The sequence below is a fragment of the Pseudogulbenkiania sp. FW507-F1 genome, assembly GCF_058781125.1.
Map to the genome: position 1 here is coordinate 1 of NZ_JBYSWM010000008.1, position 19,458 is coordinate 19,458.

The 19,458-nt window shown below is 68.0% G+C and carries 22 protein-coding genes and 1 other RNA gene; 17 read left to right on the top strand and 6 right to left on the bottom strand.

Annotation, left to right across the window (positions count from 1 at the left end):
- The first annotated feature begins 232 nt into the window (after nucleotides 1–232).
- From rfaE2 to AC3WG5_RS06790, 8 genes are all read left to right on the top strand, one after another.
- Nucleotides 233–733 (top strand): D-glycero-beta-D-manno-heptose 1-phosphate adenylyltransferase, encoded by a 501-nt coding sequence (gene rfaE2, locus AC3WG5_RS06755; RefSeq protein WP_492568217.1) that lies wholly within the window; start codon nucleotides 233–235, stop codon nucleotides 731–733.
- Nucleotides 730–1,698 (top strand): biotin--[acetyl-CoA-carboxylase] ligase, encoded by a 969-nt coding sequence (locus tag AC3WG5_RS06760; RefSeq protein ID WP_492568218.1) that lies wholly within the window; start codon nucleotides 730–732, stop codon nucleotides 1,696–1,698. The genes rfaE2 and AC3WG5_RS06760 overlap by 4 nt, the downstream gene beginning before the upstream one ends.
- Nucleotides 1,695–2,411 (top strand): type III pantothenate kinase, encoded by a 717-nt coding sequence (locus AC3WG5_RS06765; protein ID WP_482583848.1) that lies wholly within the window; start codon nucleotides 1,695–1,697, stop codon nucleotides 2,409–2,411. Before AC3WG5_RS06760 ends, AC3WG5_RS06765 begins: the two co-directional genes overlap by 4 nt.
- Nucleotides 2,408–3,253 carry an SPOR domain-containing protein gene (locus tag AC3WG5_RS06770; protein ID WP_492568219.1) on the top strand — a complete coding sequence of 282 codons (846 nt, stop codon included), beginning with the start codon at nucleotides 2,408–2,410 and terminating at the stop codon, nucleotides 3,251–3,253. Before AC3WG5_RS06765 ends, AC3WG5_RS06770 begins: the two co-directional genes overlap by 4 nt.
- A gap of 86 nt (nucleotides 3,254–3,339) precedes the next feature.
- Nucleotides 3,340–4,131 (top strand): YoaK family protein, encoded by a 792-nt coding sequence (locus tag AC3WG5_RS06775; protein ID WP_492568220.1) that lies wholly within the window; start codon nucleotides 3,340–3,342, stop codon nucleotides 4,129–4,131.
- 96 nt (nucleotides 4,132–4,227) lie between these two features.
- The gene (locus AC3WG5_RS06780; protein WP_492568221.1) at nucleotides 4,228–6,192 is read left to right on the top strand and encodes a PhoX family protein; all 1,965 of its coding nucleotides are present in this window, start codon (nucleotides 4,228–4,230) and stop codon (nucleotides 6,190–6,192) included.
- 229 nt (nucleotides 6,193–6,421) lie between these two features.
- Entirely contained in the window at nucleotides 6,422–7,387 is a 966-nt protein-coding gene (gene speB, locus AC3WG5_RS06785; RefSeq protein WP_008952027.1) for an agmatinase, read from the top strand.
- Between the two features lie 91 nt (nucleotides 7,388–7,478).
- The gene (locus AC3WG5_RS06790; RefSeq protein ID WP_492568222.1) at nucleotides 7,479–8,618 is read left to right on the top strand and encodes a hypothetical protein; all 1,140 of its coding nucleotides are present in this window, start codon (nucleotides 7,479–7,481) and stop codon (nucleotides 8,616–8,618) included.
- Between the two features lie 29 nt (nucleotides 8,619–8,647).
- Here AC3WG5_RS06790 and cobS read toward each other — a convergent pair whose 3' ends face one another.
- Genes cobS through cobT form a run of 3 tightly spaced genes read right to left on the bottom strand, consistent with a single transcriptional unit; the run spans nucleotide 8,648 to nucleotide 11,006 of the window.
- Entirely contained in the window at nucleotides 8,648–9,373 is a 726-nt protein-coding gene (gene cobS / locus AC3WG5_RS06795; RefSeq protein ID WP_492568223.1) for an adenosylcobinamide-GDP ribazoletransferase, read from the bottom strand.
- Nucleotides 9,361–9,963 carry a histidine phosphatase family protein gene (locus tag AC3WG5_RS06800; protein ID WP_008952030.1) on the bottom strand — a complete coding sequence of 201 codons (603 nt, stop codon included), beginning with the start codon at nucleotides 9,961–9,963 and terminating at the stop codon, nucleotides 9,361–9,363. Before AC3WG5_RS06800 ends, cobS begins: the two co-directional genes overlap by 13 nt.
- Nucleotides 9,960–11,006 carry a nicotinate-nucleotide--dimethylbenzimidazole phosphoribosyltransferase gene (cobT, locus tag AC3WG5_RS06805; RefSeq protein ID WP_492568224.1) on the bottom strand — a complete coding sequence of 349 codons (1,047 nt, stop codon included), beginning with the start codon at nucleotides 11,004–11,006 and terminating at the stop codon, nucleotides 9,960–9,962. Before cobT ends, AC3WG5_RS06800 begins: the two co-directional genes overlap by 4 nt.
- Nucleotides 11,007–11,186: 180 nt before the next feature.
- On the opposite strand from cobT, the gene cobU reads away from it, so the two are divergent.
- From cobU to AC3WG5_RS06830, 5 genes are all read left to right on the top strand, one after another.
- A complete protein-coding gene (gene cobU / locus AC3WG5_RS06810; RefSeq protein WP_492568225.1) occupies nucleotides 11,187–11,789 on the top strand; it encodes a bifunctional adenosylcobinamide kinase/adenosylcobinamide-phosphate guanylyltransferase in 603 nt (200 codons plus the stop codon).
- Between the two features lie 32 nt (nucleotides 11,790–11,821).
- Nucleotides 11,822–12,031, top strand: a complete 210-nt coding sequence (locus tag AC3WG5_RS06815) for a hypothetical protein (protein ID WP_008952033.1) — start codon at nucleotides 11,822–11,824, stop codon at nucleotides 12,029–12,031.
- Complete coding sequence (locus AC3WG5_RS06820; protein WP_008952034.1) at nucleotides 12,028–12,339, top strand: cell division protein ZapA; 312 nt, start codon at nucleotides 12,028–12,030, stop codon at nucleotides 12,337–12,339. Before AC3WG5_RS06815 ends, AC3WG5_RS06820 begins: the two co-directional genes overlap by 4 nt.
- Nucleotides 12,340–12,369: 30 nt before the next feature.
- Nucleotides 12,370–12,553, top strand: a non-coding RNA gene (ssrS, locus tag AC3WG5_RS06825) — 6S RNA.
- Nucleotides 12,554–12,587: 34 nt separating this feature from the next.
- Entirely contained in the window at nucleotides 12,588–13,190 is a 603-nt protein-coding gene (locus tag AC3WG5_RS06830; protein WP_492568300.1) for a 5-formyltetrahydrofolate cyclo-ligase, read from the top strand.
- Between the two features lie 45 nt (nucleotides 13,191–13,235).
- Here the strand turns inward: AC3WG5_RS06830 and AC3WG5_RS06835 are convergent, their stop codons facing one another.
- The 3 genes from AC3WG5_RS06835 to AC3WG5_RS06845 form a co-directional block, all read right to left on the bottom strand.
- Entirely contained in the window at nucleotides 13,236–13,409 is a 174-nt protein-coding gene (locus AC3WG5_RS06835) for a putative periplasmic lipoprotein (protein ID WP_014088698.1), read from the bottom strand.
- Nucleotides 13,410–13,562: 153 nt separating this feature from the next.
- A complete protein-coding gene (locus AC3WG5_RS06840; protein WP_482583859.1) occupies nucleotides 13,563–13,760 on the bottom strand; it encodes a hypothetical protein in 198 nt (65 codons plus the stop codon).
- Between the two features lie 126 nt (nucleotides 13,761–13,886).
- Complete coding sequence (locus AC3WG5_RS06845; protein WP_482583860.1) at nucleotides 13,887–14,027, bottom strand: hypothetical protein; 141 nt, start codon at nucleotides 14,025–14,027, stop codon at nucleotides 13,887–13,889.
- Between the two features lie 279 nt (nucleotides 14,028–14,306).
- On the opposite strand from AC3WG5_RS06845, the gene AC3WG5_RS06850 reads away from it, so the two are divergent.
- The 4 genes from AC3WG5_RS06850 to leuS all read left to right on the top strand — a co-directional run bounded on the left by AC3WG5_RS06850 (nucleotide 14,307) and on the right by leuS (nucleotide 19,443).
- The gene (locus tag AC3WG5_RS06850) at nucleotides 14,307–14,765 is read left to right on the top strand and encodes an EVE domain-containing protein (RefSeq protein WP_492568226.1); all 459 of its coding nucleotides are present in this window, start codon (nucleotides 14,307–14,309) and stop codon (nucleotides 14,763–14,765) included.
- The gene (locus tag AC3WG5_RS06855) at nucleotides 14,765–15,571 is read left to right on the top strand and encodes a sulfite exporter TauE/SafE family protein (RefSeq protein ID WP_492568227.1); all 807 of its coding nucleotides are present in this window, start codon (nucleotides 14,765–14,767) and stop codon (nucleotides 15,569–15,571) included. The genes AC3WG5_RS06850 and AC3WG5_RS06855 overlap by 1 nt, the downstream gene beginning before the upstream one ends.
- A gap of 83 nt (nucleotides 15,572–15,654) precedes the next feature.
- Nucleotides 15,655–16,596 (top strand): prolyl aminopeptidase, encoded by a 942-nt coding sequence (gene pip / locus AC3WG5_RS06860; RefSeq protein ID WP_492568228.1) that lies wholly within the window; start codon nucleotides 15,655–15,657, stop codon nucleotides 16,594–16,596.
- A 228-nt stretch (nucleotides 16,597–16,824) separates the two neighbouring features.
- Nucleotides 16,825–19,443 carry a leucine--tRNA ligase gene (gene leuS, locus AC3WG5_RS06865; RefSeq protein WP_492568229.1) on the top strand — a complete coding sequence of 873 codons (2,619 nt, stop codon included), beginning with the start codon at nucleotides 16,825–16,827 and terminating at the stop codon, nucleotides 19,441–19,443.
- The last annotated feature ends 15 nt before the right edge of the window (nucleotides 19,444–19,458 follow it).

Sequence of the window (19,458 nt, forward strand, 5' to 3'; positions counted from 1 at the left end):
GCGGCATTGCCGTGTGAAAGTAGGACACCGCCAGACTCCCCTCAAGAAAGCCCAGCTCATACGAGCTGGGCTTTTTGTATTGGGGCGACGGAATGCATCCCTGGTCGCCGCCGTTTTACCGGCAAGGCGGTGCTTGGGGGCCGCCGTGACGGATGGTATCCTGACTGACTTGTCGAGCCGCAAGGCCGTGGCGCGCAGATGTAGACGCGTCCGGTCAGTTTGAAGGAAATCCATGAGCTATCCCTCTCCCCTGTTTGAAAACAAGATTTGTCCGCCGGAGCAGCTGACCGAACGGCTGGCGACGCTGCCGCGCCCGCTGGTCTTCACCAACGGCTGCTTCGACATCCTGCATCGCGGCCACGTGACCTATCTGGCGCAGGCGGCGGCGCTGGGGGCAGGCTTGGTGGTGGCGATCAACACCGATGCCTCGGTCAAGCGCCTGGGCAAGGGCGACGACCGGCCGATCAATTCCCAGGACAACCGCGCCGCGGTGTTGGCGGCGCTGGAGAGCGTCAGCCTGGTGACGTGGTTCGATAGCGATACCCCGGCCGAGCTGATCGAGGTGGTCAAGCCCGACGTGCTGGTGAAGGGGGGCGACTGGACCCCGGACCGCATCGTCGGCGCGGCTCAAACGCTGGCACGCGGCGGCCAAGTGCATTCTATCCCGTTCCTGTTCGACACCTCGACCACCGCGACGCTGCAGAAGATCCGCGAAAGCGAAGGCAAGGCGTGAGCGAGCAATACGCGTTCGCGGTGCTGAGGGCGCTGTCCGACGGCCGCTTTCATTCCGGCGAGGCGATCGCGCAGCAGTTGGGGGTGTCGCGCACCCTGGTGTGGCAGGCGGTGCACGTCATCGAGAACGATTTCGGACTGACGGTGTACAGCGTGCGCGGCCAGGGCTACAAGTTGGCCGAAGGGTTCGAATGGCTGGATGTGGCGGCGATCCGCGCCGGACTCTCGCCAGCGGCGGCGGAGGCTCTCACCGTGGCGGTGGCGGAGCGCATCGATTCGACCAATTCCCAGCTGATGCAGCATGCCACCAGCAGCGATCTGCACGGCCTGGTGCTGGCCGCCGAGTTGCAGAGCGCCGGGCGCGGCCGTCTTGGCCGGCGCTGGCAGGCGCGCTTGGGGGCGGGGCTGACCTTCTCCCTGCTGTGGCGCTTCGACAAGGGGCTGGCGGGGCTCGCCGGCCTGTCGCTGGCGGTCGGCGTGGCGCTGGCACGTGCGCTGCGCGCACTGGGGGCGCCGGTGATGTTGAAGTGGCCGAACGATGTGCTGCTCGACGGCAAGAAGCTGGCCGGCATCCTGATCGAGCTCTCTGGCGAGGCGATGGGGCCGGCGGCGGTGGTAATCGGCATTGGCCTCAACCTGCAGTCGCCGGGCGAGGTCGATCAGCCGGTGGCGGCGCTGGATCAGACTGGTGTACGCGTGGGGCGCAATGCCCTGCTGGCGGCGCTGCTCAACGAACTGCAGCAGGTGCTCGACGCCTTTGCCAGGCAGGGGTTCGCCGCAGTACGCGAAGAGTGGCTGGCGTTGTCGGCGCACCGCGACAGTCCGGTGCGCCTGTCGTTCTCGCACGGCGAACCGATCGAGGGTATCGCCCGTGGCGTGGCCGACGACGGCGCGTTGGAAGTGGAAACAGCGGCGGGAATGCAGCGCTTCCACGTCGGTGAAGTGAGCCTGAGGCCGTTGTCGTGAAGCTGCTGATCGACGCCGGCAATACCCGGGTGAAGTGGGCGCTGCACGATGGCCGCGACTGGCTGGCGCAGGGGGCGGTGTCGCACGCCGACATCCCGACCCTGGCCGCGGTCTGGGCGGGGTATCCCATTCGCAGTGTGCACGCGGCCTCGGTGGCGAGTGCGGCGGTGACGGCGGCGCTGGAGGCGGCGGTGCCGCAGCCGGTGCAGTGGGTAAGGTCGCAACGTGACGGTGGCGGAGTATGCAACCATTACCGTGACCCGGGCGAGCAGGGGGCAGACCGCTGGCTGGCGGTGCTGGCGGCGCGTGCGCTGAGCGTCGGCGACGTGGTGGTGGCCTGCGCCGGTACCGCGTTGACGGTGGAGGCGCTGACCGCCGAGGGTGATTATCTGGGCGGGCTGATCCTGCCCGGCCATGCCTTGATGCTGGAGAGCCTGGCGCGCGGTACCGCCAACCTCAACCGGGTGCCGGGGCAGGTGGTGGCATTTCCGCAAGGCACGCAGGATGCGCTGGCGTCGGGCGCGGTGGACGCCTTGTGCGGCGCGATCGAGCGCATGCGGCGCCGTCTGGCCGAGACCACCGGACGTGGACCGGCCGAACTGCTGCTGACCGGGGGCGATGCCGAGCGGCTGGCACCCTGGCTCGCGGCACCGCTGCGGATCGTGGATAATCTGGTCCTTATGGGATTGTTAAAAGTGGCGGGCGAATCATGAAGTGGTTTCTAGCCTTGGTGGTTGGGCTGAATCTGGTGGCGGCATTGTACGGGGCGCTGAAGCCGCACCCGACGGTCGATATCCACGCCCAGGAAGTCAGCCCGGAGTCGCTCAAGCTGCTGCCGGCCGGCTGGGTCGCCGCGTCGGCCCCCGTCGCCATGACGGCGAAGGCGGTGACGAGCGCGCCGGCCGCCGCGGCGACCCCGACCGCGCTGCCGGCCTCGCTCGATGCCGTGCCGGCGGTTGTGCCAGGAAAGGTAGCAGTGCCAGCCCCGAATCCGGTGGAGGCCAAGCCCGTGCCTGCGCCCAAGCTGGCAGCGGTGCCGCCGGCCCCGGTCGAGGCCGCTCCGAAGGTCGCGGCAGCCAAGCCCGAGGCGCTGGCGTGCTACCAGTGGGGGCCGTTCGAGGCGCGCCAGCTGGCTCACGTGAAGGCACGCCTGGCATCGCTCAAGCTCGGCGCGGGCCAGCTCAAGGAGACGCAGAGCAGCGAGCTGCGCGGCAGCGGCAAGTTCTGGGTCTACCACCCGGCGCTGGCGACGCCGGCCGAAGCGCAGACCTTGCTGGCCGAGCTCAAGGGCAAGGGTTTCGATGGCTATATCGTGCAGAACGACGAGCGCAAGGGCAGCGTGTCGCTCGGCCTGTTCGGCAGCGAGGCTTCGGCCCAGGCGCTGGCGGCCAAGGCCAAGGCGGCGGGGTATGCCAAGGTGCAGGTCGAGCCGCGTGGTCAGCAGGTGACCCGCACCCGGCTCACGCTGGGGGCGCTGAACGCGCAGCAGGTTGCGCATCTCGAGGCATTGCAGAAGCGTTTGCTGCCGGGAGTGCCGCTGGCGGCGTGTCTGTGAACGTCGGCCCGCTTGCCAGTGCGCAGCGGGCGGCGCATTATTGAAAAGCGGCGCTCCTGCCGCTTTTTCTTTGGCCATCTGCTGCCATGTCGCGACGCGTCAATATCACCCGGTTGTTGGACCGGGGGCCTTTCAACGACCGGGTCATCCATCAGCTCGGCTGGTCGATGGCGTTCAGCGCCGGCGCCCTCAACGCCGGCGGTTTCCTCGCGGTACACCGCTACACCTCCCACGTTTCCGGCGTCGTCTCCAGCATGGCGGACCATTTCGCGCTGGGCGAATTGCGCCTGGCCCTGTCCGCGCTGTTGATGCTGGTGAGCTTCGTGGCCGGGGCGATGCATTCCACCTGGCTGATCATCTGGGCGCGGCGCCGCCGCCTGCGCGGCGGCTACGGCGTGTCGATCATGGAGGAGGCCCTGCTGCTGCTGCTGTTCGGCCTGCTGGGGGCGGGGCTGTCGACGCACAAGGGGCTGTTGACGCCGCCGACGGTGCTGCTGCTGTGCTTCATCATGGGCATGCACAACACCATCGTCACCAAGCTGTCGCGCGGGCTGCTGCGCACCACGCACATGACCGGCACCGCCACCGACATCGGCATCGAGCTGGCCAAGCTGCTCTACCTCGACCGCGCCGGCCCGACGCGGGTGCAACGGGTGCAGGCCAATCATGCCAAGCTGCGGCTCTACCTGTTGATCCTGGTGTCGTTCTTCGTCGGCGGGGTGGTCGGGGCGCTGGGCTTCAAGCATCTCGGTTTCGGCTTTTCGCTGCCGCTGGCGGGCGGACTGTTCCTGCTCGGCTTGCGCCCGGTGTGGTACGACGTGAGGCTACGTCTGCGCCTGTGGCAGCAGCAGGGCTGGGCGGCGCGCGACCATTCATGAAATTGACATGACGTCGTGATCTGTTTGTCATATCGCGCTCTTAGGCTTGGCGGTCGATTCCCTGCGGGGTGAGACCGATTTTCCAGGAGCGTTGTAATGAGCGAGAGCTACAGGATCAAGCAGCACGGCGTGGACGAACCGACCAATCCTTCGGCCAACCTGGCCCTGTCCGAGGTGCTGGCAGCGCGTTTCTCGCGCCGTGGCGTGCTGAAAGGCACCGGGGCGGCCGGGCTGGCCGGCCTGCTGGGCGGTAGCCTGGCCACGCTGGCCGAGGCGGCGCAGGTGCCGTTCGCGCGCAAGGCTCCGGTGCTGGGCTTCAAACCGGTACCGTTCGGTTTCGAGGACAAGGTGGTGGTGCCGGAAGGCTACGTGGCGGACGTGCTGTACGCCTGGGGTGATCCGGTGGGCATCAAGGGGGCGATGCCGGCGTTCAAGCCGGATGCATCCAACAGCGCTGCCGAGCAGGAACTGCAGGCCGGCATGCACCACGACGGCATGGCGTTCTTCCCGCTGCCGCTGGGCTCTACCGGCTCCAAGCACGGCCTGATGGCGATCAACCACGAATACACCGACGACGGTTTGCTGCACCGCGACGGCATGAAGACCTGGAACGCCGACAAGGTGAAGAAGGCGCAGGCGGCGGTGGGGGTGTCGGTGATCGAGGTCGAGGCCACCGGCAAGGGCGGCTGGCAGGTGGTGCGTCCGTCCAGGTACGCGCGCCGCATCCACGCCAATACCCCGATCGCCATCCAGGGGCCGGCGCGCGGCCACGCGCTGATGCAGACCGAGGCCGACCCCAAGGGGGTGGAAGTGCTCGGCACCTTCCAGAACTGCGCCAGCGGCCCGACGCCGTGGGGCACCTACCTCACCTGCGAAGAAAACTTCGACGGCGTGTTCGTCAACGATTCCGGCAGGCTGACCGACTTGGAGAAGCGCTACGGCATTTCCAGCAAGGACGCCGGCTACAAGTGGGCGTGGGAAGATTTCCGCTTCGACGCCCAGCTCAACCCGAACGAGCCGAACCGCTTCGGCTGGGTGGTGGAGATCGATCCGTTCGATCCGAAAGCCAAGCCGGTCAAGCGCACTGCGCTCGGCCGCTTCAAGCACGAAGGCGCGACGGCGACGATCGCACCGTCCGGCCATGCCGTGGTGTACATGGGCGACGACCAGCGCTTCGAGTACATCTACAAGTTCGTTTCCAAGAACACGTTCGATCCGAAAAACCGCAAGGCCAACATGCACCTGTTGGACGAGGGCACGCTGTACGTGGCGCGCTTCGACGCCGACGGTTCCGGCCAGTGGCTGCCGCTGGTGGCCGGCCAGAACGGCCTGAGCGCCGACAAGGGCTTCGCCAGCCAGGGCGACGTGGTGATCAAGGCGCGCATGGCGGCCGACGTGATGGGGGCGACCAAGATGGACCGTCCGGAATGGATCGCGGTGCACAGCCACAAGCCGGGCGAGGTGTACTGCACGCTGACCAACAACAGCGAGCGCGGCAAGGACGGCAAGCCGGGCCCGGACGCCGCCAACCCGCGCGCCGACAACAAGTTTGGCCACATCATCCGCTGGAACGAGCACGGCGGCGACGCCGCCGCCACGGCGTTCAAGTGGGACATCTTCGCGCTGGCGGGCCGCCCGGACGCGGCCAAGCCGGAGCACAAGGGCAACATCAAGGGCGATTATTTCGGCAGCCAGGATGGCCTGAAGTTCGACTACAACGGCGTGCTGTGGGTCGAGACCGACGTGTCCACCTCGACGGTGAACATGAAGGAGTACCAGGGTATGGGCAACAACCAGATGCTGGCGGTGGTGCCGGAGACCGGCGAGTTCCGCCGCTTCCTGACCGGCCCGAACGGCTGCGAGATCACCGGCATCGCCTTCACCCCGGACAACAAGACGCTGTTCATCAATATCCAGCACCCGGGCGAGCCGGACAGCGAGCGTTCCGATCCAGACAAGCCGCTGGCGATCTCGAGCTGGCCGGAGGGGCCGAAAGCCGGCCGGCCGCGCGCCGCCACCGTGGTGATCCGCAAGCTGGACGGCGGCGTGATCGGCTCCTGATTGTCGTCGTACCTCTGAAGCCTCTGCCGGCCGTCCCCGCCGGTTTTTTTCATGCCGGGGCGGCTTCGGCCAACCCCGGCGGGCTTGAAAGTACCGGGCCGGCGCGGCACACTATCGGCCTCCGTGCCAAGGCGGCGCGGCAGCCTCAACCCGTCGGCTCGCAAGATGGACGGGAAGCGTCGGTGCCGGCTGTGGTGCCGCTCCGGCGTACTCTCTGACGGAGAGTTTCATGTCTCACACGATTCATGGCGATGGTGCCATTCGTCGTACCTCGCTGTACGGTTCCTCGATCGAAAACACTTACGCCGGCGTGCTCAGCTTCATGCGCCGCAACTACACGCGCGACCTCAGCGGCGTCGACGTGGCGATTTCCGGCATCCCGCTCGACCTGGCGGTGACCTTCCGCCCCGGCGCCCGCCTCGGTCCGGCGGCGGTGCGCGCCGCCAGCGTGCAGTTGGCCGAACTGAAGCCGTTTCCGTGGGGCTTCGACCCGTTCGACGACCTGGCGGTGATCGACTACGGCGACTGCTGGTTCGACGCCCACAACCCGCTGACCATCAAGGACAGCATCATCGAGCACGCGCGCACCATCCTGGCCTCCGGCGCCAAGATGCTGACCTTCGGCGGCGACCACTACGTCACCTACCCGCTGTTGATCGCGCACGCCGAGAAGTTCGGCAAGCCGCTGTCGATCATCCACTTCGACGCGCACTGCGACACCTGGCCGGACGACAGCCCCGATTCGCTCAACCACGGCACCATGTTCTACAAGGCGGTGAAGGACGGCCTGATCGACCCGCAGACCTCGGTGCAGGTCGGCCTGCGCACCTGGAACGACGACTTCATGGGCATCCAGCGCCTGGACGCGCCGTGGGTGCACGACCACGGCACCGATGCCGCTATCGCACGCATCAAGGAGATCGTCGGCGACAACCCGACCTACCTCACCTTCGATATCGACTGTCTCGACCCGGCGTTCGCGCCGGGGACCGGTACCCCGGTGCCGGGCGGGCTGACCACGGCGCAGGCGCTGAAGATCGTGCGCAACCTGGGCGACGTGAACCTGGTCGGCATGGACGTGGTGGAGGTGTCGCCGCCGTTCGACCAGAGCGAGATCACAGCACTGGCCGCCGCGCACATCGCCTGTGACCTGTTGTGCCTGCTACGCAACCGCAAGCTGGCCGGTACGCTGTAAGCGTTCCTCCCGTCCACAGCCTGACAACGCCACTGCACCGCAGTGGCGTTGTTTTTTGTATGCTGCTGTCAGATCGATGCCGGATACCCGTATGAAGACCATGATGCTCCGTGTCGGCCTCGCCACCCTCGGTGCGGCCGGCCTGCTGTCGCCGCTGCCGGCGGCAGCGCAATTGCTGCAGGGCCAGATCGGCAGCGCCGCGGTGGTGATGGAATTGAACCTCGCCAAGGATGGCAAGGCCGACGGCCGCTACTTTTACCGCAAGTATCACCACGACATCGCGCTGGACGGCCAGCGTCGCACCGACGGCAGCGTCACGCTGGGCGAGAACCAGGGCTACGACGAGAGCCGTCCCGACCTGGTGCTGCGCCCGGACGGCAAGGGTGGCTGGCAGGGGCGCTGGCAGGGCAGCAAGCCGATCAGCCTGAGCCCGCTGCCGCCCGACGCCTTGCCCGCCAGCGAGGTGGCCGCGCTGGCACGGCTGCGTCAGCAGCATCCCTACGAGTTCGTGCGCCTGGCCGACCTGACGCTGCGTCCGGGGCGGGAGCAGCGCGTCGGCAGCTACCGGCTGCGCTGGTGGCAGGAACCGGTCAGCAAGATCCGCTTCTTCCGGGTGGAGGAGGGCTACCCCGCCGGGGTGCAGCAGCGCCTCAACCGCGTGTTGGAGAGCCGGCACTGGCAGGAGGTGAACGGCTATTTCGACTGTGCCTTGGGCGGTGCGCGCCGCCGCGGCTTCGATTACGAGCAGACGGTCACGCCGCGCCTGCTCAACGAGCACGTGCTCAGCGCCAGCGTGTTCACCAGTTTCGACTGCGGCGGCGCCCACCCCGATTTCGGCGACAACCCGCTCAACCTCGAGGTGCAAAGCGGCCGTGAACTGCAGTTGGAGGACGTGCTGTGGCTGGGACAGGGCAAGCCCCGGCTGGCGCGTGATGCCGACGGTCATTTGCAGAACTACGACTACCAGAACAAGGTGCTCGGCCCGTGGCTGGCACGCACCCTGCGCCAGCTCTACCCGCAGCAGATGGCGTCGCCGGGCAAGGACGACGGCTGCGACTACCGCGACAGCGGGCTGTGGACCTTGCCGACCTGGTACCTGCTGCCGCAGGGGCTGTACCTTGGGCCATCGTTCCCGCGCGTGGCGCGCGCCTGCGAGTACCCGGAATGGCCGGTGCTGCCGTGGAAAGTGGTGGACCGCCACCGTGGCGAGGCGGCGCTGCCGCTGCACTGAGGGCGGACGGCAACACCCGGCACCGGGGTTCAGAACGCGGTGGCGACGACCAGCAGCACCAGCAGCACGATCTCGCTGCACTCCACGCCCGCGCCGAGGCAGTCGCCGCTCATGCCGCCGACGCGTTGCGCCAGGAAACGGCGCCAGCCCCACAGCGCCAGCGGCGCCAGCAGCAGGGCCGGGGCGAGTAGCGCGGAGAGCAGCGCGAGTGCGGCGGCACCCAGTGCCTGGGCGCGCCAGTCCGGTTTGCCGGCGAACAGCGAGGCGCTGCCGGCGGCCAGCGGCGGCAGGGTGGCCGACCACCAGACCGCGCCGAGGCGGGCCCAGGCCGGCAGCAGCAGCAGCCCCCACAGGTTGGCTGAGGATTTGGCGAGCAGCATCAGCAGCACCAGCTTGGCAATCAGCGCCAGCACCAGCGCGATCACGCCGAAGCTGCCGACGTGCGGCTCCTTCATCACCGCCAGCATGCGCTCGCGCGAACGGTGCGCGGCGCCCAGACCGTCGGCCAGGTCCGCCAGGCCGTCCAGATGCAGCCCGCCGCTGACCCAGACCCACGCGCCCAGCGCGGCGAGCGCCCCGAGCCACGGGTCGACGCGCGTGCCCAGCCACAGCGCCGCCGCCAGCAGGGCGCCGATCAGCGCGCCAACCACGGTGAACCAGCGCGCACTGTCGGCCAGCCACTCCGGGCGGTACTCCTCGAGCGCCGGGGTGGGCAGCCGGGTGAGGAACTGCAGCGCCAGGATCAGTCCGCGCATGGCGGCTCCAGGCGCAGCAGGTAGGCGGGGTGGCCGTCGAGAATGGAGAGCTGGGCGAAGCCGCCACGCTGTACCGTCAACAGCCGCGCCACGTTGAAGCCGGTGCCGAGCAGCTCGGCCAAGAGCACGGTGATCACGCCGCCGTGGCTCACCAGCACGCGGTGGCTGCCGCGCGCCTCGCTCATCCAGCCGGCAAAACCGGCCAGCACGCGGGTGCGGAAGGTGTCGAAGTCCTCGCCGCCGGGGGCGTCGAGCGAGCCTTCGGCCAACCTTTGGCTCCAGTCGGGGTGGCGCGCCGCCAACTCGGCGAGCGCCATGCCGTCCCAGGCGCCGAAGTCGCACTCGGCCAGCCGCTCGTCCAGCTTGAGCGGCACGCCGCCGGCGAGCGCCTGCTGCACGGCGAATTCGCGGCAGCGCTTGAGCGGCGAGCTGGCGATGGCGGTGACCGGCGCCAGGGCGTTGACGCGCTGCCAGCTGGCGGCGAGCTGACGCCGGCCGCGCTCGTTCAACGCCAGGTCGAGGCGGCCCACCAGCCGCCCCTCGTGGTCGATGTCGCCGTGGCGCAGCAAGGTCAGCGTGTACGGGTTCACTCGGCCTTTTCCGACACGCCGGCCTCGGCGAAGGTGGCCATCTCGTTGTGCAGCAGGATCGACGACTGCAGCAGCGGCAGGCACAGCGCGGCGCCGGAACCCTCGCCCAGGCGCAGGCCAAGCTCCACCAGCGGCGTCAGCCCCAGGGTTTCCAGCGCGATGCCGTGGCCGGTCTCCTGCGAGCGGTGGCTGGCGATCAGCCAGTCGGCCACCGCCGGCTGCAGCGCCTTGGCGACCAGCGCGGCGGCGCTGGTGATGAAACCGTCCACCAGCGACGGCACGCCCAGCGCGGCGCCTTCCAGGTAGAAGCCGGCGATGGCGGCGATTTCCAGCCCGCCCAGCTCGGCCAGCACCTCCAGCGCCGCCAGCTCGCGCCCGGCCAGCCGCGTCAGCGCGTCCTCCACCACCTGGCGTTTGAGCGCCAGGCCGGCGTCGTCGACCCCGGTACCGCGGCCGACCACGATCTCCGGCGCGGCGCCGGACAGGCGGCAGATCAGCGCCGCCGACGGCGTGGTGTTGCCGATGCCCATGTCGCCGGCCACCAGCAGGTTGGCGCCCGCTTCCACGGCGCGGCGTGCGGCGTCCCGTCCCACCGCCAGCGCGGCTTCCGCCTCGGCCAGGGAGAGCGCGGCCTCGCGGCGCAGGTTGGCCGAAGCGCGGCGCACCTTGGCGTGCACGATGGGCAGGCCGCTGAGATCACCGGCCACGCCGGCGTCGACCACCTCGAGCCGGGCACCGTGCTGGCGCGCCAGCACGCAGATCGCCGCGCCGCCGGCGGCGAAGTTCTTCACCATCTCGGCGGTCACCGCCTGCGGGAAGGCGGACACGCCTTCGTCCGTCACGCCGTGGTCGGCGGCGAACAGCGTGATCGCCGGCCGCAGCGGTGCCGGCTGTACCTTGCCTTGCCAGCCGGCAAAGCGGCAGGCCAGCGCTTCCAGTTGGCCGAGGCTGCCGGCAGGTTTGGTCAGTGTGTCCTGGCGGGCGCGGGCCAGGGCGGCGGAGGCCGCATCGGGAGCGGCAATGGGGGAGAGGAATGTCGTCATGGGCGAGACCTTAAGCCAAGCCCGGGGTCACGGCAACAGAGGCGTACCGGCCACGGGGGCAGTTTGTCGGGAAAGCGTGGGTAGCGGCGGGTATAATAGCGCCGCGGCCGCCGTCCGTATCTACACCGGATGGCCAAGCGTCCCGCCGCGCCCCCTTTTTCATCAGCAGATCATCCCGCCATGACCCACCTCATCAGCGGCGGCGCACGCTCCGGCAAGAGCCGCTTCGCCGAACAGCTGGCGCTGGCCCACCCGGGGCCGGTCGCCTACGTCGCCACCGCCGCGGTGGCGGACGCCGACTTCGCGGCGCGCGTCGCGCTGCACCGGGAGCGCCGTCCGGCCCACTGGGCCCTGTGCGAGGCCGAACGCGGCCTGGCTGCCGTGCTGGAGCGCACCGCCGCCGCCGACGCCCTGTTGCTGGTCGATTGCCTCGGCATGTGGCTGATGCGCTTCTGCCTCGACGACGGCCTCGACGAGGCCGATTTCGCGCGTGAAAAGGCGGCCCTGCTGCACGCCCTGGCCATGCTGCCCGGCGAGATCGTGCTGGTCAGCAACGAGATCGGCTGGGGCGTGGTGCCGCTGGGGCGGCTGTCACGCCGTTTCGTCGACGAGCTGGGACGGCTCAACCAGGATATCGCGGCCCTTTGCGAGCGCGTTACGCTGGTCGCCTGCGGTCTGCCGCTGGTGTTGAAGGCTCCGCCCGAGGGCACTGCCAGTCCCGCATTCCGGGCCGCCGCGAGCGGTTGTACCGCCCCCGAGACAGCGGCGCCCGGCGGGGTTTGACGCCCTGCCGAGGCTTGGCTATCCTCGCCGCCATGGACAAAGAACTTGAATATCTGGAATCCCGGGTAGCGGCGCTGATCGCCCGCATCCGCGAGCTGGAAGCACAGAACGGTCGCTTTGCCGAGGCGCTGGCGCAGGCCTTGAAGGAAAACGCCGAACTGCACTTCCGCGTCGAGGAAACCAAGACCCGGGTGGCGGCGCTGATCGAGCGGCTGCCCAAAGCCGAGGAAAATGAGGCATGAGCGAGGTAGTTCAGGTCGATATCGAACTGCTGGGACGGCAGTTCACCGTAGGAACGCCGCTGGCCGAGCGTGACACCCTGCTGCAGGCGGTGCAGCTGATCTCCGACAAGATCAACACCATCAAGGGACAGGGGCGCATCGTCGACGCCGACAAGATCGCCATCATGGCCGCGCTCAATATCGCCCACGATCTGCTGAAAACAAAAGTGGGGGGTGGCTTGGAGATGGCCGAGTTTCAGCGTAAAATACGAACCATGAGTGAAGCGGCCGATGCGGCGCTTCAACAAAGTCAGCACTCGCTGGGTTAAGCGGCGAAGCTGACGCAGCACAGATCAGTTCATCCCCTGCGGTGTTCGTGACGGCTCAAAAATTCCTTTGAACCAATGCGTTCGCTTTGGTTGCCAGCATCTACCGTGCGGGTGCGCGCGTCCCACTGACGGATGTGCCCGATGCACGAGGCAGGCGACCCCCTGGAAACAGGGTTCAAGCGAATTTTGCCCGAACGGCACTCGCGGGGGGCTCCCCCTTCCATTCCATCGTGACCACTTCCGTGTCCATGACCCCCGACGACAAGCATGCCCTGCGCCGCGCCATCCGTCGTGCCCGCATGGCCTTGCCGCGCGCCTATCGTCAGGCCGCTGCCGAGGCGGTGGCGCGCCATGCCCGGCGCTTCCTGGCACGCGGCCGGCGCATCGGCGGCTATCTCGCGGCCGGTTCCGAACTCGACCTCGAGCCGCTGATGAGCGCCGCGCTGTTCCGTGGCGCCGTGCTGTTTCTGCCGCAAATTCCGGATCGCGGCCGCCGGCTGTGGTTTTCCCGGCTGGGTACGGCCAACCGCTGGAGCCGCCACCCGCGCTACGGCATCGCCGAGTACCATGGCCCGGTACTGCGCGCCCACAAGCTGGACGTGCTGTTCGTGCCGCTCCTGGGGGTGGACGAGGAGGGCTTTCGGCTGGGGCAGGGGGGCGGCTTCTACGACACCACGCTGGCGTTCCGGCACCGTCAGGTGCACCGGCGCCGCCCGCTGCTGGTGGGGGTGGCGTACGATTGCCAGCGCGTGGCGCGGGTGCCGCGCGAGCCGTGGGACGTACAACTGGACTACCTGGTGACCGAGTCGGGACTGCACCGCTTCCCGCGGCGACCGGCCGTCAGCGAATAAACGAAAAAAGGCCGCATATGCGGCCTTTTTTCCGTCTGGAGGGAGTCAACAGCGGCCTTTCATGGCCTGCCCCGGCGGACAGAAGCCACCGCCGCCGTAGGCGGGCTCGACCACGGCGGGTTCGAGGACGACCGGGGCGCGCACGCGGACGTGGGCGGGCTCGACGACACAGGCCGACAGGCTGCCGGCGGCAATCAGGGCAAACAGCAAGGTTTTCATATTATGGTCTCCGGCGGCGGCGTGGCCGACACCGCCCAGGGTTGTTGGTGAGGCAGAGTGGTGATGCAGGGTGACACGTTCGGCTCCGCCGCTAGGCCCGGATGACGGGCTGCACCGGCAAGAGCCATCCGGGGAGCGGCCGTGACCGCTTGGTTAGTTATCGTCGTCGTCATCATGGCGTTCGTGCCGGTGATGGCGGTATTCCTCGCCGCCATAGCCACCATAATAGGTCGGTGCGACGATCACACCCGGTTCGAGTACGATGGGCGAACGCACCCGGACGTGGGCCGGCTCGACAACGCAGGCCGACAGGCTGCTGGCGGCAATCAGGACAAGCAACAGGTTTTTCATATCATATTCTAGGGGGATGGCGTCCGGATCGCTGCCACCCGATGGTTGTGAGATTGTCGAGGAGCCCTCTGGTGCTAGCGTGTTCTGGAGCGAGCGATGCTTGATGTCTGCTGCGGTAACCGCCCGTCAGCGGCGCCAGCCGCCCCGGCCATCGTAGTCGCGATGATGGTAGTCATGATCGTAGTCACGATCATGATAGGGGTACAAGGGCCGGATCACGCAGCCCGACAAGGTGGCGGCCACCAGAACGAGAATCAGGGCTTTCATGAGGTAGTCTCCTCTATGCTGCCGGTGAGCGCGCTCGTTGCGCAAAGCTGGCGCGCTGCGCACAATTAATATGCCGGCAGAAGGTGCAATTCGAGCATAATCGAAGCTTCCGCCCGCCGGATACCCGAAAATTGCTAACAATTATTAAGTGGTTGTTGCGATAGAAGGTGCGTTTTGCCGGTCCGGGCGAGCGGGCGGCGTGACGATTCCGTGCCCCGCGACCGCCTCCGCCCTTGCCGGCCGCCGTTCCCGGCGACAGACGACAGACATAGGTTTTCCATGCGTTACTGGCTGATGAAATCGGAGCCCGACGAGGTCTCCATCGACCATCTCGCCGCCCGGCCGGGGCAGGCTTTCGAGTGGACCGGCGTGCGCAACTACCAGGCGCGCAACTTCATGCGCGACGCCATGCAGCCGGGCGACCGCGTGTTGTTCTGGCATTCCAGTTGCCCCGAGCCCGGCATTGCCGGCCTCGCCGAAGTGGTGACGGCGGCCCATGCCGACTCCTCGCAGTTCGACCCCGATAGCCCTTATTTCGACCCCAAGTCCACGACCGACGCGCCGCGCTGGCTGTGCGTGGACGTGCGTTTCCTGGCCAAGACCCGCCTGCTGTCCCCCGCCGAGTTGCGCGGCCACCCGCCGCTCGCCGGGATGACCGTGCTCAAGCGCGGCAACCGCCTGTCCATCACCCCGGTCAGCGCCGACGAGTGGACCTACATCACGGAGCAACTGATCTGATGCTGTCGATTTCCTTGATCCTGGTGTTGCTGGGCTGCGGTGTGCTGGCCGGTTTTCTCGCCGGCCTGCTCGGGGTGGGGGGCGGGCTGGTGATCGTGCCGGTGGTGGTGGGCGTGCTGTCGGCGGCCCGGCTCGGCGGCGAACACGTGCAGCATCTGGCGGTGGGCACCTCGCTGGCGGTGATGGTGTTCACCAGCTTCTCCAGCGTGCTGGCGCACCATCGCAAGGGCGCGGTGAACTGGCGCATCGTGCGCGGCATGGCGCCGGCCATCGTCGCCGGCACCTTCCTCGGCAGCCTGGTTGCCGGCTTGATTCCCGGCCACGTGTTGCGCTGGTTCTTCGTGGTGTACGCCTATCTTGCCGGGCTGCAGCTGTTTTTCGGCGCCAAGCCGGCCGGCAGCCGCGACATGCCGGGGTTGCTCGGGCAGTGCGGCGCGGGCGGCGCGATCGGCATGATTTCCAGCTGGGTCGGCATCGGCGGCGGCTCGATGAGCGTGCCGTTCATGAACTGGTGCAACGTGCCGGTGCACACCGCCATCGCCACCAGCGCGGCGCTGGGTTGGCCGATCGCGGTGTCGGGCGCCATCGGTTACCTGGTGAGCGGCTGGGGCGCGCCCGGCCTGCCCTGGGGCTCGCTGGGCTTCGTCTACCTGCCGGCCACGCTGGCGCTGATGCTGATGACCGTGCTGTGCGCGCCGTTGGGCGCGCGCATGGCGCACGCCTTGCCGGTGGCGGGCCTGAAACGCGCCTTTGCCGTGCTGATGGCGGTGATGGCGTCGCAGATGCTGTACAGCCTGCTGCACTAGTACCTCACTGGTATCACCCCGTTTTGCGTACCGCACCGGCAGAGTGCGGACGATCACCATCCGAGAATCAAGAGAGAGACATTATGTTGTTCCCCCCGCTCGAGCCTTACGCCTGCGGCATGTTGCCGCTGGACGACCTGCACCTGATGTACTGGGAGCAATGCGGCAAGCCCGACGGTGTGCCGGTGCTGTACCTGCACGGCGGCCCCGGCGACGGCTGTGCCCCGGCCTGTCGCCAGCTGTTCGATCCGTCGTTCTACCGTGCCGTGCTGTTCGACCAGCGCGGCTGCGGTCGTTCGATTCCACGCGGCGAGATCCGCAGCAACACCACCGCGCACCTGCTCGACGACATCGAACAGCTGCGCGAACACCTCGGCATCGAGCGCTGGCTGGTGTGCGGCGGCTCGTGGGGCAGCACGCTGGCGCTGGCCTACGCCGAGGCGCATCCGCAACGCGTCAGCGGCCTGGTGCTGCGCGGCGTGTTCCTCGGTCGCGACGAGGAGATCGACTGGTTCCTGTCCGGCATGGGGCGCTTCTTTCCGGAGGCCGCACAGCGTTTTGTCGCGCCGGTGCCCGAGGCGGTGCGCGGCGACTTCCTGCAGGCCTACTACCAACACCTGACCGATCCCGAGCCGATGGTGCACCTGGCGGCGGCGCGGCAATGGGCGCAGTACGAGAGCAGCTGTGCCACGTTGCTGCCCAACCCCGATGCGGTGGTGCGCGCCTCGAACGAGTTCAACGCCTTGCCGCTGGCCAGGCTCGAGGCGCATTACTTCAGCCATCGCCTGTTCCTGCCGCACAACCAGCTGTTGAAGAACGTGGAGCGCATCCGCCATATCCCCGGCATCATCGTGCAGGGGCGCTACGACGTGATCTGCCCGCCCCGCTCCGCTTACGAACTGGCGCAGGCCTGGCCGCGCGGCGAGCTGACCATGGTGGAGGGCGCCGGGCATTCGCTGTGGGAGCCCGGCATCCTGCAGGCGGTGACGGGTGCGCTGGTGCGCTTCCAGGCACGGCTGGCGTAATGGTCGGGGGCGTGGCGCGGGGCTGACTGCCCGGCCCCCGTCGCCCGTTTCCCCCGCTAACGTCGCGGCGCCGCGGGCCGCGGCGGCCAGGCGGGCGAGCCGGTGCTTCGGCCAACGTTGACGGCCGGGGCGAGCTTTTCCTGCGTAGCCCTTCTGCGCCGACCCCTGGCGCGGCTATAATTGGCCGATTGATTTCTCAGCCTTTTTCCGGATTCCGACAAGATCACCATGCAAGAACATTACAGCCCGCGCGAGATCGAAGCCGCCGCGCAACAGAAATGGCAACGCACCGCCGCCTTCAAGGCCGTCGAAGATACCTCGCGCCCCAAGTACTACGCGCTGTCGATGTTCCCCTATCCGTCGGGCAAGCTGCACATGGGCCATGTGCGCAACTACACCATCACCGACGTGCTGGCGCGCTTCAAGCGCTTCCAGGGCTACAACGTGCTGCAGCCGATGGGTTGGGACGCCTTCGGCCTGCCGGCCGAGAACGCCGCGATGAAGAGCGGCGGCGCGCCGGCGGCGTGGACCTACGCCAATATCGACTACATGAAGAAGCAGCTCGACAGCCTGGGCTTCGCGCTCGACTGGGAGCGCGAGCTCGCCACCTGCAAGCCCGACTACTACCGCTGGGAGCAGTGGCTGTTCACCAAGCTGTTCGAGAAGGGCGTGATCTACAAGAAGAACGGCGTGGTGAACTGGGACCCGGTCGACCACACCGTGCTCGCCAACGAACAGGTGATCGACGGCCGTGGCTGGCGCTCGGGCGCGCTGGTGGAAAAGCGCGAAATCCCGATGTATTACTTCGCCATCACCCAGTACGCCGATGAACTGCTCACCAGCCTCGACACGCTCGACGGCTGGCCCGAGCAGGTCAAGACCATGCAGAAGAACTGGATCGGCAAGAGCTTCGGCGCCGAGATCGTGTTCCCGTACGACGAGGCCTCGGTCGGCCACGGCGGCGAGCTGAAGGTCTACACCACCCGCCCGGACACCCTGATGGGCGCCACCTACGTCGCGGTCGCCGCCGAGCACCCGCTGGCGACGCAAGCCGCCGCCAGCCACCCGGAACTGCAGGCCTTCATCGCCGAATGCAAGGCCGGCTCGGTGGCCGAGGCCGACATGGCGACCATGGAGAAGAAGGGCATGCCGACCGGCCTGTCCGTGGTGCATCCGCTGACCGGCGACACGCTGCCGGTGTGGGTCGCCAACTACGTGCTGTGGGGCTACGGCGAAGGCGCGGTGATGGCGGTGCCGGCGCACGACGAGCGCGACTTCGCCTTCGCCAACAAGTACGCGCTGCCGATCAAGCAGGTGATCGCCAAGCGTGACGGCGACAACGACTTCGACGCCACCGTGTGGCGCGAGTGGTACGCCGACAAGGACGACTCGGTCAAGACCGTGAACTCCGGCAAGTACGACGGCCTCGGCTACCAGGCCGCGTTCGACGCCATCGTCGCCGATCTCGCCGCCCAGGCGCACGGCACCAAGAAGACCCAGTACCGCCTGCGCGACTGGGGCATCAGCCGCCAGCGCTACTGGGGCTGCCCGATCCCGATCATCCACTGCCCGTGCTGCGGCGACGTGCCGGTGCCGGCCGATCAGCTGCCGGTGGTGCTGCCGGAGAACGTGGTGCCGGACGGCGCCGGCTCCCCGCTGGCCAAGATGCCGGAATTCTACGAGACCACGTGTCCCAAGTGCGGCGGCGCGGCCAAGCGCGAAACCGACACCATGGACACCTTCGTCGAGTCGTCGTGGTACTACGCGCGCTACGCCAGCCCGCAGTGCGACACCGCGATGGTCGACAAGCACGCCGCCGACTACTGGTTGCAGGTCGACCAGTACGTGGGCGGTATCGAACACGCCATCCTGCACCTGCTGTACGCGCGCTTCTTCCACAAGCTGATGCGCGACGAGGGCCTGGTGTCGTCCGACGAGCCGTTCAAGAGCCTACTGACCCAGGGCATGGTGGTGTGCGAGACCTTCTACCGCGACCTGCCGAACGGCTCCAAGGACTGGATCGCGCCGCAGGACGTGGTGCTGGAGCGCGACGGCAAGGGCAAGATCGTCGCCGCCACGCACCGCGTCGACGGCCAGCCGGTGGCCATCGGCGGCATCGAGAAGATGTCCAAGTCGAAGAACAACGGCGTCGACCCGCAGGAATTCATCGAGAAGTACGGTGCCGACACCGCGCGCCTGTTTATGATGTTCGCGGCGCCGCCGGAGCAGAGCCTGGAGTGGTCCGACGCCGGCGTGGAAGGCGCGTTCCGCTTCCTCAAGCGCCTGTGGAAAGTGGTCAAGGATCATGCCGACGGCGGCGTGGTGGCACCGTACGCCGGCGGCGAGCTGGACGCCGCCCTGAAGGAGCTGCGCTTCAAGCTGCACAGCACGATCCAGAAAGTGGCCGACGACTACGGCCGCCGCCAGCAGTTCAACACCGCCATCGCCGCGGTGATGGAACTGCTCAACACCTACGACAAGGTCGACAAGGGCGGTGACGTCGGTCGTGCCGTGGCGCAGGAAGTGCTGGAAGCGGCGGTGATTCTGCTGTCGCCGATCGTGCCGCACATCACCGATGCGCTGTGGAACGTGCTCCAGCCGGGCAGCGAGCTGCTGGCGCAGGCCTGGCCCAAGGTCGACGAGGCGGCGCTGGTGAAGAGCGAGATCGAGCTGATGGTGCAGGTCAACGGCAAGCTGCGCGGCAGCGTCACCGTGGCCGCCGATGCCGCCAAGGACGCGATCGAGGCCGCCGCCATGGCCAACGACAACGTGCAGAAGTTCATGGAAGGCAAGCCGGCCAAGAAGGTGATCGTGGTGCCGGGCCGTCTGGTCAACATCGTGGTATAAGCACCTGTCCGGGCG

Excerpts from the sequence above, each read along its gene's own strand:
- rfaE2 (WP_492568217.1), top strand. The coding sequence starts at position 233 with ATGAGCTATCCCTCTCCCCTGTTTGAAAACAAGATTTGTCCGCCGGAG.
- AC3WG5_RS06770 (WP_492568219.1), top strand. The coding sequence starts at position 2,408 with ATGAAGTGGTTTCTAGCCTTGGTGGTTGGGCTGAATCTGGTGGCGGCA.
- AC3WG5_RS06775 (WP_492568220.1), top strand. The coding sequence starts at position 3,340 with ATGTCGCGACGCGTCAATATCACCCGGTTGTTGGACCGGGGGCCTTTC.
- AC3WG5_RS06780 (WP_492568221.1), top strand. The coding sequence starts at position 4,228 with ATGAGCGAGAGCTACAGGATCAAGCAGCACGGCGTGGACGAACCGACC.
- speB (WP_008952027.1), top strand. The coding sequence starts at position 6,422 with ATGTCTCACACGATTCATGGCGATGGTGCCATTCGTCGTACCTCGCTG.
- AC3WG5_RS06790 (WP_492568222.1), top strand. The coding sequence starts at position 7,479 with ATGAAGACCATGATGCTCCGTGTCGGCCTCGCCACCCTCGGTGCGGCC.
- cobS (WP_492568223.1), bottom strand. The coding sequence starts at position 9,373 with ATGCGCGGACTGATCCTGGCGCTGCAGTTCCTCACCCGGCTGCCCACC.
- cobT (WP_492568224.1), bottom strand. The coding sequence starts at position 11,006 with ATGACGACATTCCTCTCCCCCATTGCCGCTCCCGATGCGGCCTCCGCC.
- cobU (WP_492568225.1), top strand. The coding sequence starts at position 11,187 with ATGACCCACCTCATCAGCGGCGGCGCACGCTCCGGCAAGAGCCGCTTC.
- AC3WG5_RS06815 (WP_008952033.1), top strand. The coding sequence starts at position 11,822 with ATGGACAAAGAACTTGAATATCTGGAATCCCGGGTAGCGGCGCTGATC.
- AC3WG5_RS06820 (WP_008952034.1), top strand. The coding sequence starts at position 12,028 with ATGAGCGAGGTAGTTCAGGTCGATATCGAACTGCTGGGACGGCAGTTC.
- AC3WG5_RS06830 (WP_492568300.1), top strand. The coding sequence starts at position 12,588 with ATGACCCCCGACGACAAGCATGCCCTGCGCCGCGCCATCCGTCGTGCC.
- AC3WG5_RS06835 (WP_014088698.1), bottom strand. The coding sequence starts at position 13,409 with ATGAAAACCTTGCTGTTTGCCCTGATTGCCGCCGGCAGCCTGTCGGCC.
- AC3WG5_RS06840 (WP_482583859.1), bottom strand. The coding sequence starts at position 13,760 with ATGAAAAACCTGTTGCTTGTCCTGATTGCCGCCAGCAGCCTGTCGGCC.
- AC3WG5_RS06845 (WP_482583860.1), bottom strand. The coding sequence starts at position 14,027 with ATGAAAGCCCTGATTCTCGTTCTGGTGGCCGCCACCTTGTCGGGCTGC.
- AC3WG5_RS06850 (WP_492568226.1), top strand. The coding sequence starts at position 14,307 with ATGCGTTACTGGCTGATGAAATCGGAGCCCGACGAGGTCTCCATCGAC.
- AC3WG5_RS06855 (WP_492568227.1), top strand. The coding sequence starts at position 14,765 with ATGCTGTCGATTTCCTTGATCCTGGTGTTGCTGGGCTGCGGTGTGCTG.
- pip (WP_492568228.1), top strand. The coding sequence starts at position 15,655 with ATGTTGTTCCCCCCGCTCGAGCCTTACGCCTGCGGCATGTTGCCGCTG.
- leuS (WP_492568229.1), top strand. The coding sequence starts at position 16,825 with ATGCAAGAACATTACAGCCCGCGCGAGATCGAAGCCGCCGCGCAACAG.